Origin of the sequence: Azospirillum sp. Sh1 (assembly GCF_008365135.1) — a bacterium.
GTDB lineage: Bacteria > Pseudomonadota > Alphaproteobacteria > Azospirillales > Azospirillaceae > Azospirillum > Azospirillum oryzae.
Genome location: NZ_VTTK01000004.1, coordinates 152,259 through 166,219, shown reverse-complemented (window position 1 = coordinate 166,219; position 13,961 = coordinate 152,259). Strand labels below are relative to the sequence as shown.

At 67.7% G+C, this 13,961-nt stretch carries 13 protein-coding genes; 5 read left to right on the top strand and 8 right to left on the bottom strand.

Going from position 1 to position 13,961, the window contains the following annotated elements; all coding sequences use genetic code 11:
* Nucleotides 1-175 precede the first annotated feature (175 nt).
* A complete protein-coding gene (locus FZ029_RS06685) occupies nt 176-2,089 on the top strand; it encodes a methanol/ethanol family PQQ-dependent dehydrogenase (protein ID WP_149268523.1) in 1,914 nt (637 codons plus the stop codon).
* Nucleotides 2,090-2,163: 74 nt separating this feature from the next.
* Nucleotides 2,164-2,859 (top strand): pentapeptide repeat-containing protein, encoded by a 696-nt coding sequence (locus FZ029_RS06680; protein ID WP_149268522.1) that lies wholly within the window; start codon nt 2,164-2,166, stop codon nt 2,857-2,859.
* 16 nt (nt 2,860-2,875) lie between these two features.
* On the opposite strand, the gene FZ029_RS06675 is transcribed toward FZ029_RS06680, so the two are convergent.
* Genes FZ029_RS06675 through FZ029_RS06665 form a run of 3 tightly spaced genes read right to left on the bottom strand, consistent with a single transcriptional unit; the run spans nt 2,876 to nt 5,350 of the window.
* Nucleotides 2,876-3,073: a hypothetical protein gene (locus FZ029_RS06675; protein WP_149268521.1), complete on the bottom strand. Its 198-nt coding sequence runs from the start codon at nt 3,071-3,073 to the stop codon at nt 2,876-2,878.
* A gap of 3 nt (nt 3,074-3,076) precedes the next feature.
* Nucleotides 3,077-4,984, bottom strand: coding sequence for a ferrous iron transport protein B (gene feoB / locus FZ029_RS06670; protein ID WP_149268520.1), 1,908 nt, complete (start codon nt 4,982-4,984; stop codon nt 3,077-3,079).
* A gap of 36 nt (nt 4,985-5,020) precedes the next feature.
* Nucleotides 5,021-5,350 carry a FeoA family protein gene (locus tag FZ029_RS06665; RefSeq protein ID WP_149268519.1) on the bottom strand — a complete coding sequence of 110 codons (330 nt, stop codon included), beginning with the start codon at nt 5,348-5,350 and terminating at the stop codon, nt 5,021-5,023.
* A gap of 210 nt (nt 5,351-5,560) precedes the next feature.
* On the opposite strand from FZ029_RS06665, the gene FZ029_RS06660 reads away from it, so the two are divergent.
* Nucleotides 5,561-6,685 carry a malate/lactate/ureidoglycolate dehydrogenase gene (locus FZ029_RS06660; protein ID WP_149268518.1) on the top strand — a complete coding sequence of 375 codons (1,125 nt, stop codon included), beginning with the start codon at nt 5,561-5,563 and terminating at the stop codon, nt 6,683-6,685.
* 6 nt (nt 6,686-6,691) lie between these two features.
* Here FZ029_RS06660 and FZ029_RS06655 read toward each other — a convergent pair whose 3' ends face one another.
* Both FZ029_RS06655 and FZ029_RS06650 read right to left on the bottom strand, forming a co-directional pair.
* On the bottom strand, nt 6,692-7,123 hold the full coding sequence (locus tag FZ029_RS06655; RefSeq protein ID WP_149268517.1) for a DUF1810 domain-containing protein: 432 nt from the start codon (nt 7,121-7,123) through the stop codon (nt 6,692-6,694).
* 74 nt (nt 7,124-7,197) lie between these two features.
* Nucleotides 7,198-8,211, bottom strand: coding sequence for an NAD(P)-dependent alcohol dehydrogenase (locus tag FZ029_RS06650; protein ID WP_149268516.1), 1,014 nt, complete (start codon nt 8,209-8,211; stop codon nt 7,198-7,200).
* Nucleotides 8,212-8,290: 79 nt separating this feature from the next.
* Between FZ029_RS06650 and FZ029_RS06645 the strand changes: the two genes are divergently transcribed.
* Nucleotides 8,291-9,256, top strand: a complete 966-nt coding sequence (locus FZ029_RS06645) for a LysR family transcriptional regulator (RefSeq protein ID WP_211104104.1) — start codon at nt 8,291-8,293, stop codon at nt 9,254-9,256.
* Nucleotides 9,257-9,268: 12 nt separating this feature from the next.
* Here the strand turns inward: FZ029_RS06645 and FZ029_RS06640 are convergent, their stop codons facing one another.
* On the bottom strand, nt 9,269-10,414 hold the full coding sequence (locus FZ029_RS06640) for a hypothetical protein (RefSeq protein WP_149268515.1): 1,146 nt from the start codon (nt 10,412-10,414) through the stop codon (nt 9,269-9,271).
* A 20-nt stretch (nt 10,415-10,434) separates the two neighbouring features.
* Complete coding sequence (locus tag FZ029_RS06635; protein ID WP_149268514.1) at nt 10,435-11,688, bottom strand: polysaccharide pyruvyl transferase family protein; 1,254 nt, start codon at nt 11,686-11,688, stop codon at nt 10,435-10,437.
* 718 nt (nt 11,689-12,406) lie between these two features.
* Here FZ029_RS06635 and rpoH point away from each other — a divergent pair.
* A complete protein-coding gene (gene rpoH, locus FZ029_RS06630; RefSeq protein WP_149268513.1) occupies nt 12,407-13,366 on the top strand; it encodes an RNA polymerase sigma factor RpoH in 960 nt (319 codons plus the stop codon).
* A gap of 125 nt (nt 13,367-13,491) precedes the next feature.
* Here the strand turns inward: rpoH and FZ029_RS06625 are convergent, their stop codons facing one another.
* Entirely contained in the window at nt 13,492-13,947 is a 456-nt protein-coding gene (locus FZ029_RS06625; RefSeq protein ID WP_149268512.1) for a hypothetical protein, read from the bottom strand.
* Between the last annotated feature and the right edge of the window lie 14 nt (nt 13,948-13,961).

The following is a 13,961-nucleotide window of genomic DNA, read 5'->3' as shown; positions in this document are numbered from 1 at the left end:
CAGGCCGGCTTTGGAAAGGTTCTGCCGCTCAGAAAGCAACGGCCTTCTGGCACGACATCGTCACGTTCGGCTTTTCCCGGTTCCGCGGGCGGCATCGCCTCCCGCCGTCCACGGGATCGGGGACAAGCCGGCGTGGCGGTACCGCCGCTTGGCGGCCAATCATCGGGGGAAACGCATGACACTTTCGTCCTACAGCACATCTGCGGCCAGCACCATTTCCGGCGCAAAGCCGCGCCGCCGGGCCCATCTGGCAGGAGTCGCCACCGTGCTTGCCGCGCTGGTCCTGGCTGCGGCTCCGGCGGATCCGGCGCTGGCCTCCGAGGTCACCTGGGATGCCATCGCCAACGATGCGAAGAACAGCGGCGACGTGCTGATGTATGGCATGGGGGTGGAAGGCAAGCGTTTCAGCCCGCTGAAGCAGATCAATGCCGAGAGCGTGTCCCGGCTTGTCCCCGCCTGGTCCTTCTCCTTCGGCGACGAGAAGCAGCGCGGTCAGGAGACCCAGGCGCTGGTCCATGACGGCGTTATCTACGTCACCGCCTCCTACTCGCGGATGTTCGCGCTGGACGCCAAGACCGGCAAGCGGCTGTGGAGCTATGCCCACCGCCTGCCCGACGACATCCGTCCCTGCTGCGATGTGGTCAACCGCGGTGCCGCGATCTATGGCGACAAGCTGTTCTTCGGAACGCTCGACGCATCCATCGTCGCGCTGAACAAGGACACCGGCAAGGTCGTCTGGAAGAAGAAGTTCGCCGATCACAAGGTCGGCTACACGATGACCGGCGCGCCGACCATCGTGAAGGACCAGAAGACCGGCAAGGTTCTGCTGATCCATGGCTCGTCGGGCGACGAATTCGGCGTGGTCGGGCGGTTGTTCGCCCGCGATCCCGACACCGGCGAGGAAATCTGGATGCGTCCGCTGGTCGAAGGCCACATCGGCAGGCTGAACGGCAAGGACAGCACGCCCACCGGCAGCGACAAGGCTCCCTCCTGGCCGCGCGACAAGGACGGCAATCTGGTGGAGGCCTGGAACCATGGCGGCGGCGCGCCGTGGCAGAGCGCCACCTTCGACGTCGAGACCAACACCATCGTCATCGGCACCGGCAACCCGGCGCCGTGGAACGGCTGGGCGCGCTGGCCGGGCGACAGCCTCTACACCTCGGGCCAAGCCTATGTCGATCCGACCACCGGCGAACTGAAAGGCTTCTATCAGCACACGCCGAACGACACCTGGGACTTCTCCGGCAACAACGAACTGGTGCTGTTCGACTATACCGACGCCGCCGGCAAGACGGTGAAGGCGACGGCGCATGCCGACCGCAACGGCTTCTTCTATGTCACCGACCGGGTGAAGCTGGCGACGGCCGGCGGCGAGCCGAACAAGCCGAACAGCGTGTTGGCGGCCTATCCCTTCGTCGACGGCATCACCTGGGCCAAGGGCATCGATTTGAAGACCGGCCGTCCAATCGAGAATGAGGGACAGCGTCCGCCGCTGCCAGCCGAAGGCGAAAAGCGCGGCAAGCCGGTCGAGGTGTCGCCGCCCTTCCTCGGCGGCAAGAACTGGAACCCGATGTCCTACAGCGAGGACACCAAGCTGTTCTACATCGCCGCCAACCATTGGAAGGAGGATTACTGGACCGAGCATGTCGGCTACAACCCCGGCTCGGCCTATCTCGGCATGGGGTTCCGCATCCACAAGATGTTCGACGACCATGTCGGCAGCCTGCGGGCGCTGGATCCGAAGACCGGCAAGATCGTCTGGGAGCATAAGGAGGAACTGCCGCTGTGGGCCGGCACGCTGGCGACCGCCGGTAATCTGGTCTTCACCGGCACCGGCGACGGCTTCGTCAAGGCCTTCAACGCCAAGACCGGCGAGGAGCTGTGGCACTTCCAGACCGGGTCGGGGATCGTCTCCTCCCCGATCACTTGGGAGCAGGACGGGGTGCAGTATGTCGGCATCACCACCGGCTATGGCGGCGCGGTGCCGCTGTGGGGCGGCGATCTGGCCGACCTGACCACCCGCGTGACCCAGGGCGGCTCCTTCTGGGTGTTCAAGCTGGCCGACGTGAAGGTCTCCAGCACCAAGTGACCAGGACCGGGAAACCGGACCATGGAACGCCGGGGTGCCAAGCCGCCCCGGCGCCTTTCATCGGAGGCATCATCATGACGTCGCGCATCACAACCCCGCAGTCCCGGAAATGGCCCGATGACTTTCGCCGGCTCGTTGCCCTGTGTGTCCTGACCGTCGGCCTTTCGGAACCCGTCCCATCCGCGTTCGCGGCGGGAATGGAGACGGCGGCCGTTCCAGCGGCTTCAGACGACCAGACGGCGCAGCCGGTCGGCGGCGGCGAGGAGGAGCGGGCGAGCGTCGTCGACGGGTGCAGGCTCGGGCCGCGCATCGTCTGCCCCAATCTGGACCTGAGGCACCGCAATCTGCGCGGCCTGTCGCTGGCGGGAGCCGATCTGCATGGGGCCAATCTGATGCGGGCCGACCTGCGCAAGGCGGACCTGCGCGGCGCCGACCTGACCGGAGCCATTCTGGACGGCGCCGACCTGCGCACCGCCTTCCTGCAGGGCGCCCGCCTGTCGGGAGCACGGCTGCGCGGCGCCAATCTGGAATTCGCCCGCGCCACCGGCGCCGACTTCACCGGCAGCGACCTGACCGCCGCCAATCTGGAAGCGATCCGCGCCGACAAGATCAACCTGTCCGGTGCCAGCCTGGAGGGGGCCAATCTTCAGGAAGCGAAGATGTCGCTCTCAAACCTGTCCGGCGCCAACATGGACGGGGCCAAGCTGCGCTTCGCCATCTTCCAGGATGCGCTGATGACCGGCTGCCGGGCCTGCCCCACCGGCTGGTGAGCGCCGGCTGGCGATTTCAGCAGTGCCGGCCGCGCTTCGGGGTCGCGGCGTCGCAGCCGCAACATCCCCCGCAGCCGCCGCCGGCCTGCGGCGGCACCGGACGTCCGGCCAGCCGGCGCAGGCGGTTGCGCCAGGATGCCGGCAGCAGGATGGTCCAGGCCACCCAGGCGAAGGCAATGGCGACGATCATACCGACCAGAATGTTTTCCATCATGGCTCAGCCTCCCAGCAGGGCGGTGGACAGCCGGAAGGTGACGAAGGCGGCGCCATAGGCGAGCGCCGTCATGTAGGCGATCATCACCAGCATCCAGAACCAGCTGTTGGTCTCCCGTTTCACCACCGACAGGGTGGAGACGCATTGCGGGGCGAACACGAACCACGCCAGCAGGGACAGCGCGGTCGGCAGGCTCCAGTCCGCCGCCAGCACGCCGGCCAGCGAACCGGACAGCGCGTCGCCCGTCTCGCTCAGCGCATAGACGGTGCCGAGCGCCGCCACCGCCACCTCGCGCGCCGCCATGCCCGGCACCAGCGCGATGGCGATCTGCCAGGTGAAGCCGATGGGGGCGAGCAGCGGGGCCAGCGCATGGCCGAGCATCCCGGCGAAGCTGTAGTCGATGGCCGGGCCGGTCGCACCGTCGGGCGCCGCCGGGAAGCTGCCGAGGAACCACAGCAGGATCATGATGGCGAAGATCACCGTGCCGGCGCGGGCCAGGAAGATGCGCGTCCGCTCCAGCAGGCCCAGCAGGATGTCGCGCGGGCTGGGCAGCCGGTAGGACGGCAACTCCATCAGCAGCGGCTCGCGGGCGCCCTTGAAGATCGTGCGCTTCAGCACGAAGGCGACCGCCAATGCCGACAGGATTCCGGCGGCATAGAGGGTGAACATCACCAGCCCCTGCAGCCCGATCATGCCGCCGGCCACCGTCCGGTTGGGGACGAAGGCGGCGATGATGAGTGTGTAGACCGGCAGCCGGGCCGAGCAGGTCATCAGCGGCGCGATCATGATGGTCGCCAGCCGGTCGGCCCGGTTCTCGATGGTGCGGGCGGCCATGATGCCGGGAACCGCGCAGGCGAAGCTGGACAGCAGCGGGATGAAGGCCCGGCCATGCAGCCCGACCCCGCCCATCAGCCGGTCGAGCAGGAAGGCCGCCCGCGCCATGTAGCCGGTGGATTCCAGCATCAGGATGAAGAAGAACAGCACCAGGATCTGCGGCAGGAAGATCAGCACGCTGCCCACCCCGGCGATGATGCCGTCGGTGATCAGGCTTTTCAGCATGCCGTCCGGCAGGGTGGCACCGGCGGCGGCCTGCACCCAGCCCAGCGCGCCGTCGATCATGTCCATCGGCACGGCGGCCCAGGCGAACACCGCCTGGAACATCAGGAACAGCACCAGCAACAGGAAGGGCAGCCCGACCGCCGGGTGCAGCAGGGCCGCGTCGATGCGCCGGGTGGCGAGCGACGGCTTGCCGGCATCCTGAAGCGCGGCGGCGAGGATGCCTTCGACCTCCTGGTGATAGGCGCGCAACTCCCGCGCCGACGGCTCGCTCCAGCCGCAAGGGGCTGCGGCGAGGTCGGTCGTCATCGCCATCATGCTGCGGTCGATCTGGTCGAGCAGCCCGGCCACGCCGTTGCGCCTGATCGCCACCGTCGGCACCACCGGGACGCCCAGCGCCGCCGACAGGGCCGCCGCATCGACACGGCAGCCGCGCGCCTCCGCCACGTCCATCATGTTGAGTGCGAGGATGATCGGCCGGCCGAGCTTCTTCAGTTCCAGCACCAGCCGCAGATGCAGGCGCAGGTTGGTGGCGTCGCAGACGCAGACCATCGCGTCGGGCGGCGCCTCATGCCGGAAGCGACCCAGCACGACGTCGCGCGTCACCTCCTCGTCGGGGGAGCGGGCGCGCAGGCTGTAGGTTCCGGGCAAATCGACGATCTGCACGCGGGTGCCGGCGGGACTGAGAAATTCGCCGACCTTGCGCTCGACCGTCACGCCGGGGTAGTTCGCCACCTTCTGGCGGGCGCCGGTGAGCGCGTTGAACAGGGCGGTCTTGCCGCAGTTGGGATTGCCGACCAGCGCGATGCGCGGCACGGCCAAAAGCGCGGAGGTGGATAGTACGGTATCGGACATCGCGGAAATCCTTCCGCAGGAAGGGGAGGCGACGGCTCAGCCGAGCGTCACCAGAACGGCGTGCGCCTCCGCCCGGCGCAGGGCCAGGGTATGGTCGTCGATGCGCACGGCAAGCGGATCGGCGCCGGGGAATCCCTCATGCAGGATTTCCACGCGGGCGCCTTCGATCAGGCCCATCTCGATCATGCGGCGTTCCAGTTCGCCGGGCGGCAGCGGGGTGACGACGGCGGCCTCGTCGAGGCCGGTCACCACCGCGCGCTGACCCTTGCGCAACACGCCGAGACGGCAGCTGTCGCCGGGGGCCGGAGGGTCGGAGGTGGTGCCAGGGGAGATGTGGTGTCGTGCACCGGAAATAGGGGAAGTCATTCGGGATCACCTTTCGGCGGCGCAAGGCCGCTGACGCCATAGTGATGCGAATAACTCGCAATTGCGATGTGGCGAAGCGTCGCAAAGCCCGCCGTCCGTGGGTGCTCGTCCTTTTTGCACCCTTGCCGCGCCGGCGCCGCGGCGACCAAATAGGGGCCGGAAATCAGGCCGTTGCCCAACCGGGGCGGTGGCCGGTCGGGAAGGCTTGTGATGACAGAGACACAAAAGGATCCCTTCGCCGCGGCGGCGTCCTTCAACGCCGGGGTCTATGGCACAGGGCTGCGGCCGGTGCGTGCGGAGCGGCTGGCCGAAGCCGTGCGGCGCCTGCTGCGGGCGGCTGGTAGCGAGACGGAGGAGGCGGCCGTCGTCGCCGACCATCTGGTGGAAGCGAACCTGCGAGGCCATGACAGCCACGGCGTCGGCATGCTGGCGATGTATATGCCGGCGATTGCCGCCGGGCTCTTGCTGCCCAACCGGCATGCGACGGTGATCGGCCGCTCCGGCCCCTTCCTGGCGGTGGGCGGCGGCAGCGGCTATGGGCAGGTGATCGCGCGCGAGGCGACGGACCTCGCCATCGAACAGGCGCGGCGGGACGGGCTGGCGGTGCTGTCCCTGCGCGACAGCCACCATATCGGCCGCGTCGGCTCCTATGGCGAACAGTGCTGCGATGCCGGACTTGTGGCGCTGGCATTCGTCAATGTCGTCACCCGCCCGGCGGTGGCGCCGCATGACGGCACCCGGCCGCGGTTGGGCACCAATCCGATCTGCATCGCGGTTCCCGGTACGGCTTCGACGCCGGCCCTGGTGCTGGATTTCGCCACCAGCGCCGTCGCCGTCGGAAAATGCCGCGTTGCGATGGGCAATGGGCAGGAGATGGCGCCCGGCCTGCTGCTCGATCGGCAGGGAGAGCCCACGCAGGACCCCGGCGTGATGTTCCAGGACCCGTCGGGCGCCCTGCTGCCGCTGGGCGGCCACAAGGGGTTCGGATTGGCGCTGATGTGCGACGTGCTGGCCGGGGCGCTGGCCTCGGCGATGCCGGGCACGCCGTCGCACCAGAACTCCGGCCGGGTGATGAACAACATGTTCGCCATCGTCTTCGACCCGGCGCGCGGCGGCAACGCACAGTGGGCGGCCGACCTCGACGATCTGGTCGCCTATGTCCGCGACACGCCGACGGCACCGGGGGTGGACGCCATCCAGATGCCCGGTGAGCCGGAAAGCCGGACCCGCCGGGAGCGTCTGGCCGACGGCATCCCGCTGGACGGCGCCACGCTGGCCATGCTGGACAGCCTGGGGCGGGAGCGCGGGGTGGAGTTGGGCGACCTGCTGGCCTGACGGCGGTCAGCCCAGCAGCTTCAGCGTCGCCTCGTCCGGTTGGCCGCCGCAACAGCGGTCCAGGGCCTTGCGGTAGAGGTCGCCGTCCTCTGCCGCAGCCCGCGCGTACAAGGTCATGGAGGAGCGGAACTTCAGGTCGTCCGGCGAACCGAAGATCTCATGAAGCGTCCGCCCCTGCACCGCCAGAACCGCTTCCGTCGCCTGCGCCAGCCGGGCACCGAGAATCGGGTGCGCCAGATAGGCCCGCGCCTCGGCGAGCGAGGCGATGCCGTAGAACTGCGCGGTGGGGGAGCGGCCGAGGTCGCGCAGCTGCGGGAAGACGAACCACATCCAGTGGCTCCGCTTGCGGCCGGCCCGCAGTTCCTGGAGCACGGTCGCGAAGACCGGATCCTGCGCCTTGACGAAGCGCTGGAGGTCGAAAGGATCATCCTGCGGCATGGCGCTGCTCCTTATCGGGTGCCATGCCGAGACATCGGTTGCCGGCCAGCGCTTCGCAACGGCTGTTTGCGGGATCAGCCGCCGGTCCCCAGCGCGATGGCGATCTTGCCGAAATGGCTGCCGCGCGACAGGGTGGCATAGGCGCCGGCCGCATCCTCGAAGTCATGGACGCGGTCGACCACCGGGCGGATTTGGCCGGCGTCGACGGCGCGGACGGCCTCGCGCAGGTCGGCCACCGATCCGGTGTTGCTGCCGACCACCTTCAGCATCTTCATGATGATCGGGAACAGCGAGGCCTGGAGGTCGGCGCCGCTGAGGAAGCCGATGACGAAGACCGTGCCTTCCTCCGCCGTGGCGTTCAAGGACCGGGCGAAGGTCTGGGCGCCGCCGGTCTCCACCACCAGATCGACGCCGGCCCCGCCGGTCAGCTCCAGAACCCGCGCGTCCCAATCGGGGGTCGTCCTGTAGTTGATCGCCTCGTCGGCGCCGAGCGCCTTCGCCCGCTCCAGCTTCGCGTCGGAGGAGGAGGTGATGATGACGCGGGCGCCCGACGCCTTGGCGAATTGCAGGGCGAACAGGCTGACGCCGCCGGTGCCGAGCAGAAGCACGGTGCTTCCCGGACGGACCGCGCCGGTGCGGATCGCCCGCCATGCCGTGGTCGCGGCGATGGGCAGGGTCGCCGCCTCGGTGAAGGACAGGTGGTTGGGCACCGGCACGAGGCTGGTGGCGGGGACCACCGCGTAATCGGCGAGCGAACCGGGCATATTGATGCCGCGCATCCGCCGCCCGGCGACCGGCGGCAGCGCGCCGGCCTGCCAATCCGGCAGGAAATGCGGGATGACCCGGTCGCCTTCCGTCAGTCCGGTCACGCCGGGACCGATCTCCGCCACTTCCCCCGCACCGTCGGCGACGGGGATGAGCGGCAGCGACGGCACGGGGAAGGCACCGGTCGCCACCGCCAGATCGACATAGTTCAGGCTGGCGGCGCGCAGGCGGACCAGCACCTCGCCCGCGCCCGGAGTGGGGCGCGGCAACTCGGCGATGCGGAGGGCGTCGAGACGGGGGGCTTCAAGCTGATAGGCGCGCATCGGGATGGTTCCTTGCTTGCTGTGATGTGTGACGCGAAGCTAGCCCGTTGCGCTTGAGCCTTTAATCCAGTGTGTCTGCATGATATTGCTGCACATCATGCACGAATTGAGCGATCAGGGGCTGGAGGAGGTCGCCGCCTTTCTGGCGGTTCTCGACACCGGCGGCTTCGCACCGGCGGCGCGGGTGCTGAACCGCGACGCCTCCGTGCTGTCGCGCCGGGTGTCGGCGTTGGAACGGCGGCTGGGAGTCCGGCTGCTGGAGCGCACGACCCGACGGGTGACGCCGACGGAAGCCGGGCGCCGCTTCGCCGACCGGGCGCGCATGGCCCTGACCCTGCTGGCCGATGCGGAGCGGGAGGCCGCCGACGCCGGGGCGGTGCCGCAGGGAACGCTGAGGCTGTCGCTGCCGGAGGCGTTCGGGCGGCTGTGGGTGGCGCCGCTTCTGCCCGACTTCCTCACCGCTTTTCCGCGCGTGCGGATCGAAGCCTTCTACAGCGACCGTTTCGTCGATCTGGTGGGGGAGGGGTTCGACCTTGCCATCCGCATCGGCCGGCTGCCCGACAGCTCGCTGGTGGCCCGCCGGCTGGGGGCGGAACGGCGGCTGGTCTGCGCCGCGCCATCCTACCTCGCCGCAAGGGGAGTCCCGCAGGAGCCGGCCGATCTCGCCGGCCATGACGCGCTGCTGTTCGCGCTGTTCGACTCGCCATCGGATTGGCATTTCAGCCGGGGGCGCGAACGGGTGCGTGTGCGGCTGTCCGGACCGCTGCTGACCGACAATGTCGACAGCCTCGTCCATGCCGCGGTGGCCGGAATAGGGCTGCTGGTGTGTTCGGAATGGCTGATCGGGCGGGAACTGGCCGGCGGGCGTCTGGTCCGCGTGCTGCCGGATTGGGAGATCGGGAGCGACGCCGGCAGGGGCGGCGGCGGGGAAGCTGCCATCCATCTGGTCCGCCCGTCCGGCCGATTCACCGCCGGCAAGACCCGCGCCTTTGCCGACTGGATCGCGGACCGGCTGTCGCCGCCACCCTGGAACCGCCCGCCCTGACGGGCGCTCCGGTCAGTTGCCGCCGATTTCCACGGGCATGCGGACGAGGTCGCGGTTCCAGGTGATCTTGCATTTGTCCAGGTTCAGCCGCGTCATGTAGACGTAGGCGGTCTTGCCGACATCGTCGAAGTTGCGGCCCTGGCTGCCGGGATCGAGCAGGGCGGGGTAGTCGAAGGCCGCCTTGTCGCCGCATCCGTAGCGGAACAGCAGCGGGGCTGCCCACAGAAGCTCCGGCTTCGACCAGCTCACCAGATCCGCCGAGGTCGTGGTCCAGATGCCGGTGCGGCCGTCGCGGGTCATCGCCAGCGTGGCGATGAACAGGCCGCTGGCGCGGTGGCGGACGATGCTGCGCACAGTGCCTTGCAGGACATCGGGGGCGACCGGGGCGCAGAGATGGGCTTCCGGGGCGTCTCTGGTTTGATCGTCCCGGACGAAGCTGACGGAGAAGGACTTGCCGTCCCAGCCGCGCCAGGAGTGCGGATCGGCGAGATTGTCCGTCCGCATCAGGCAGGCGCCGCGCTTCTGCGCCCCGAACCGCTCGGCCCATAGGAAGGCGTACCAGTGGTCGCCGTTGCGGACGATGTTGCTGGGCGCGAAATAGCCGGTGCGCTGGCCGACGTCGCCGCCGTAGGGATAGGGCAACGTGGCGACGGTGTGGTTGGGTGGGGCAGCGCTCAGCCGGAAGCTCGCACCGCCGTCGGTGGAGACCGCCGCGGTGACGCTGTTGCGCCAGCAGCGCATGTATTGGCCGGACGGGCAGAGCGCAGGGCGTTTCTGGGCATGGAACTCGTTGCTCACCAGGGCGAAGACGGTGGTGCCGTCCGGCGTGTAGAAGGACGAAATCCAGCTGCGGTCGTCATGCAGGCGCGGATCGTCCTGACCGTGGCCCTGGAAGATCACCGCACAATTCGGCCGCACGGCGTCCAGCGACGGACCGGTCAGTGCCCGCGCGGTGGAATGGGACGCGATCAGATGGACCGTGCCGCCGGCGTCGCGGAAGGCGCGCGCCGGGGTGTCCGGCGCATCGCTTTCGGCGCAGGCGTCGCGCTGCCAGGAAGTCACCGTTTCCGGCTCCCCCGTCTTCTTGATCGTCAGCGCGTGGGCGGGAGCGGCGACCATGCTCAACGTCAGCAGGAACGCGGCAGTCCGGTTGAGCATGGCGGCCCCCACTTGTCCCGTCACTTGCCGTTTGCGATGGACTTCAGGAAGGGCGCCGGCTGCAGCCGGTTGGCGATCAGGAAATCCAGATAGCGGGCGGCCGACTCCGCGCGGTGGCGGTCATAGGCGTCGGCATCGAAATTGATCAGCGACTTCAGCCGGCTGCGGGTCAGCGGCATCGTCAGGTCGGCGGCGTCGGCATAGGGGACGCCGGTGTTCTCGCACAGTTCGCGCGTGCGGGAATCGATGGTGACCGTCAGGCCCATCCGCTCCGCCTGGATCGCCAGCGCGACGCCGTGATAGCGGCAGCCGATGGTCAGGTCCTGCTGGCGCAGGGTGTCCATCCATGCCGGCACGTCATAGTAGGAGCGCATGTAGTTCCGGCACCAGACCTTGAACTCCTCGAAGGAGTAATGCGGCACGGTGTGGCGGTGGATTTCCTTCAGCGCGTGCGGATCGATGCTGTCGAACAGCCCGCGCGAGGCGCGGATCATCTCGCCCATCGACTGCACGATGTACTGGCCGGGAGCGATGGGATCCATCATCAGGGCGATCAGCTGGTGCTCGATCTCCCGCGTCTTGACCCAAGCCTGATGGCCGCCGGCCACGGTGATCGAGCGCGGCAGGTCGAGCGCCGACCAGTTGGCGTGGATCTTCTTGCCCAAGCCCGGCGCCTGGTTGAGGAAATGCGACGGGCAGCCACCGGGCAGCGAACCGGTGATGCCGAGCTTGTCCAGCTGCGCCGTGGTGTAGGCGCCGCGGGTGTAGATGTTGGGCGACGTTGCCGACGACGGGTTCGACGCCGCGATCACCTGCGCCCAGCGCAGCGTGCCGGGGCTGAGTTCGATGTCGTGGTCGTAGCTGTTCGCCTGGGCGCCGAGGCCGATGGCGACGATCGGCAGTCCGGACTTTTCCAGATTCTCGGCCATCTGACCGTAATCGGTGTGGCGGCCCAGCTGGTTGGCGCAGGGAATGACGATGATGTCGGCGTTGTTCCGCAGCGTCTCGGCCGAGGAGCCCCAGCTGAAATGCTTCACCGGGTTGGCGATGTGGCTGCAGATCGAATGCACGAAGGCAAGATTGCCGTTGTTGTGCCCGATGCCGTTGTACAGGTCGTCGAAGGCGGCGTTCGAATAGAGGCCGAGGTTCGGCGTCTTCCACAGCACCGCGACGCGCAGAGGCTGGGACGACGCACGGCTTGCGGTCTGACTGGCAGTCTGGCCGGAAGAGTGCGGCCGGTCGACAGGAGTGTCGATGACGATGTCTTCAAGCATGTCGGCTCTAGCCTCGGGTCGGTGGATGCTGGAAACAGCCCGACGGTAAGCGCAGAAGAGGTAGGACTGCAAGTGACATCCAAAAAATACCACGGCTGATTTATCAACGGACAGTGATTAGACTTTCTAAACATTTTTTATGATGAGTTATTTTCTGTGATTTAAGTGTCAATCCGTCGATGAAATTGCGAATTTGCATGGAAATTCGAAAGATGTTCGATGGCGGAAAAAGTGGGGTTGAAAGCGGGCGAAGGCCATCCCATCTGAGCCAGCGTTCCCGGAAATCGAGGCGGGAGCCAAGCGTCAGCCAGGGTGCCAGGAAAATTCGCCTGGGCGCCCCTTTAATGCGTTGTCAAAATTCCTATATAGTGTTCGTTGCGCCGTTGATGGCGCCGACCCCGAAAGAACGGCTTTCGCCCATATGACTGTTTGCAATTCCCCGGTTCGGCCGCGCTGACCGCCTGGCCCTGCCGCTCCTCTCCGGCCCTGCACCTTGCTGGCTGCGGCGCCACCTTCCCCGGCGCGGCGCCGCCCGCGGGGCTGGAGAGGGCCCCTCTTTGCCCGTTTCCGCACCGAAGCCCGGTGCACGCCGTCCAGCAGCGTCGAATGCCGGCAACGCAACGAACCAAAAACCCGACCTTCAACAGGACCGACCCGATCAACGCCGGGGCCTTTGCCCGCGGCGCCGTTCCCGTCGGCTGGGAGAAAAAGAGACACCATGCAGCGCAACGCTGAAACCCGCACCGCTCAATCCGATACCGCCACAACCCGCACCGCAGAAACCCGTATTTCAGAACCCCGTACTGCGGAACCGATGCAGCTCTATCTGCAGGACGCCCGCAAGTATCAGTACCTGACGCCGGAACAGGAACTCGATCTGGCCGTCCGCTGGCACGACCATCAGGATCCGGCCGCGCTCGACAAGCTGGTGGGCAGCCATCTGCGTCTCGTCGTCAAGATGGCCCGCGGCTATCTCGGCTATGGCCTGCCGCTGGCCGATCTGGTGGCGGAAGGCAATGTCGGCGTGATGCAGGCTGCGCAGAAGTTCGATCCCGCCAAGGGGTTCCGCTTCGCCACCTATGCGTCCTGGTGGGTGCGTGCGGCGATCCAGGAATATGTCCTGCACAACTGGTCGCTGGTGAAGATCGGCACCACCGCCGGGCAGAAGAAGCTGTTCTTCAGCCTGCGCCGCCTGAAGGCGCGGATGCAGGAACTGGAGAGTGGCGATCTGTCGCCGGAAGCGGTGGAGAGCATCGCGACCGAACTGAACGTGTCGAAGACCGAGGTGGTGGAGATGAACCGCCGCCTGGGCAACGACCGCTCGCTGAATGTCGGCCTGTCGGAAGAGGGCGATGCCGAGTGGCAGGACCTGCTGGCCGACGAGCGGCCGGACCAGGAGACGACTCTCGCCGACTCCGAGGAACGCCGTCGGCGCCAGCAGTTCCTGAAGCTGGGGCTGGGGGTGCTGGACGACCGCGAACGCCGGATTCTGGTCGCCCGCCGGTTGCGTGACGAACCGCTGACGCTGGAGGAGCTGAGCCAGACCTTCCACGTCTCGCGCGAGCGCGTGCGTCAGCTGGAGGTGCGTGCCTTCGAAAAGCTCCAGAAGGCGGTGATCGCCACCGCCAAGACGGAGCAGATGGCAATCGAGAAGAACCGTCTGCCGACCAATGCCTGACCGGGCGGGTTGCGGCGATGTCATGAAAGGGCGCGGCTTTCCAGAAGCCGCGCCCTTTCATCGTGTCCGGCCGGCCCTCATTCATCCCGGCGTTGGAGGTTTTGTTCCCTTTTCCCGTTGTGCCGTCAGGTGTCCAGGCAGCCGCCCTTCGGTGCGACGGTGATGCGGATCAGTTCCGAACCGCCGCCGCCGAAGACGTTGCCACCGGTATAGGTCAGGCAGCCTTCGTTGCGGTAGATGACCTGCAGACGCTGGGCGTCGTTGCCGAAATAGAAGGGGATCCAACGCTTGCCGGTCTCGTGCCGGATCATGTTGTCGGGCGCGCCGATCAGGGTGGAGACCTCCTCCATCGTCATGCCGATCTGCAGCTTGGCGAAGCGGCTGCCGGGGGCGGGAGTGCCGATCACCTCGCCCTCGTACCGGCCGTCGCGCGATTTCACCATCCTGGCGCCCGGCGTCGACGGCGCGGCGGATGCGGTCGTCGTCGTCCCGTTGCTGCTGGCCGTACCCTGCTGTTGCCCGGCGCAGCCGATCAGCAGCGCCACCGCGGACAATGCCGCCCAAGTCGTCTTCCCCACCATGTCTTTTTCCTATT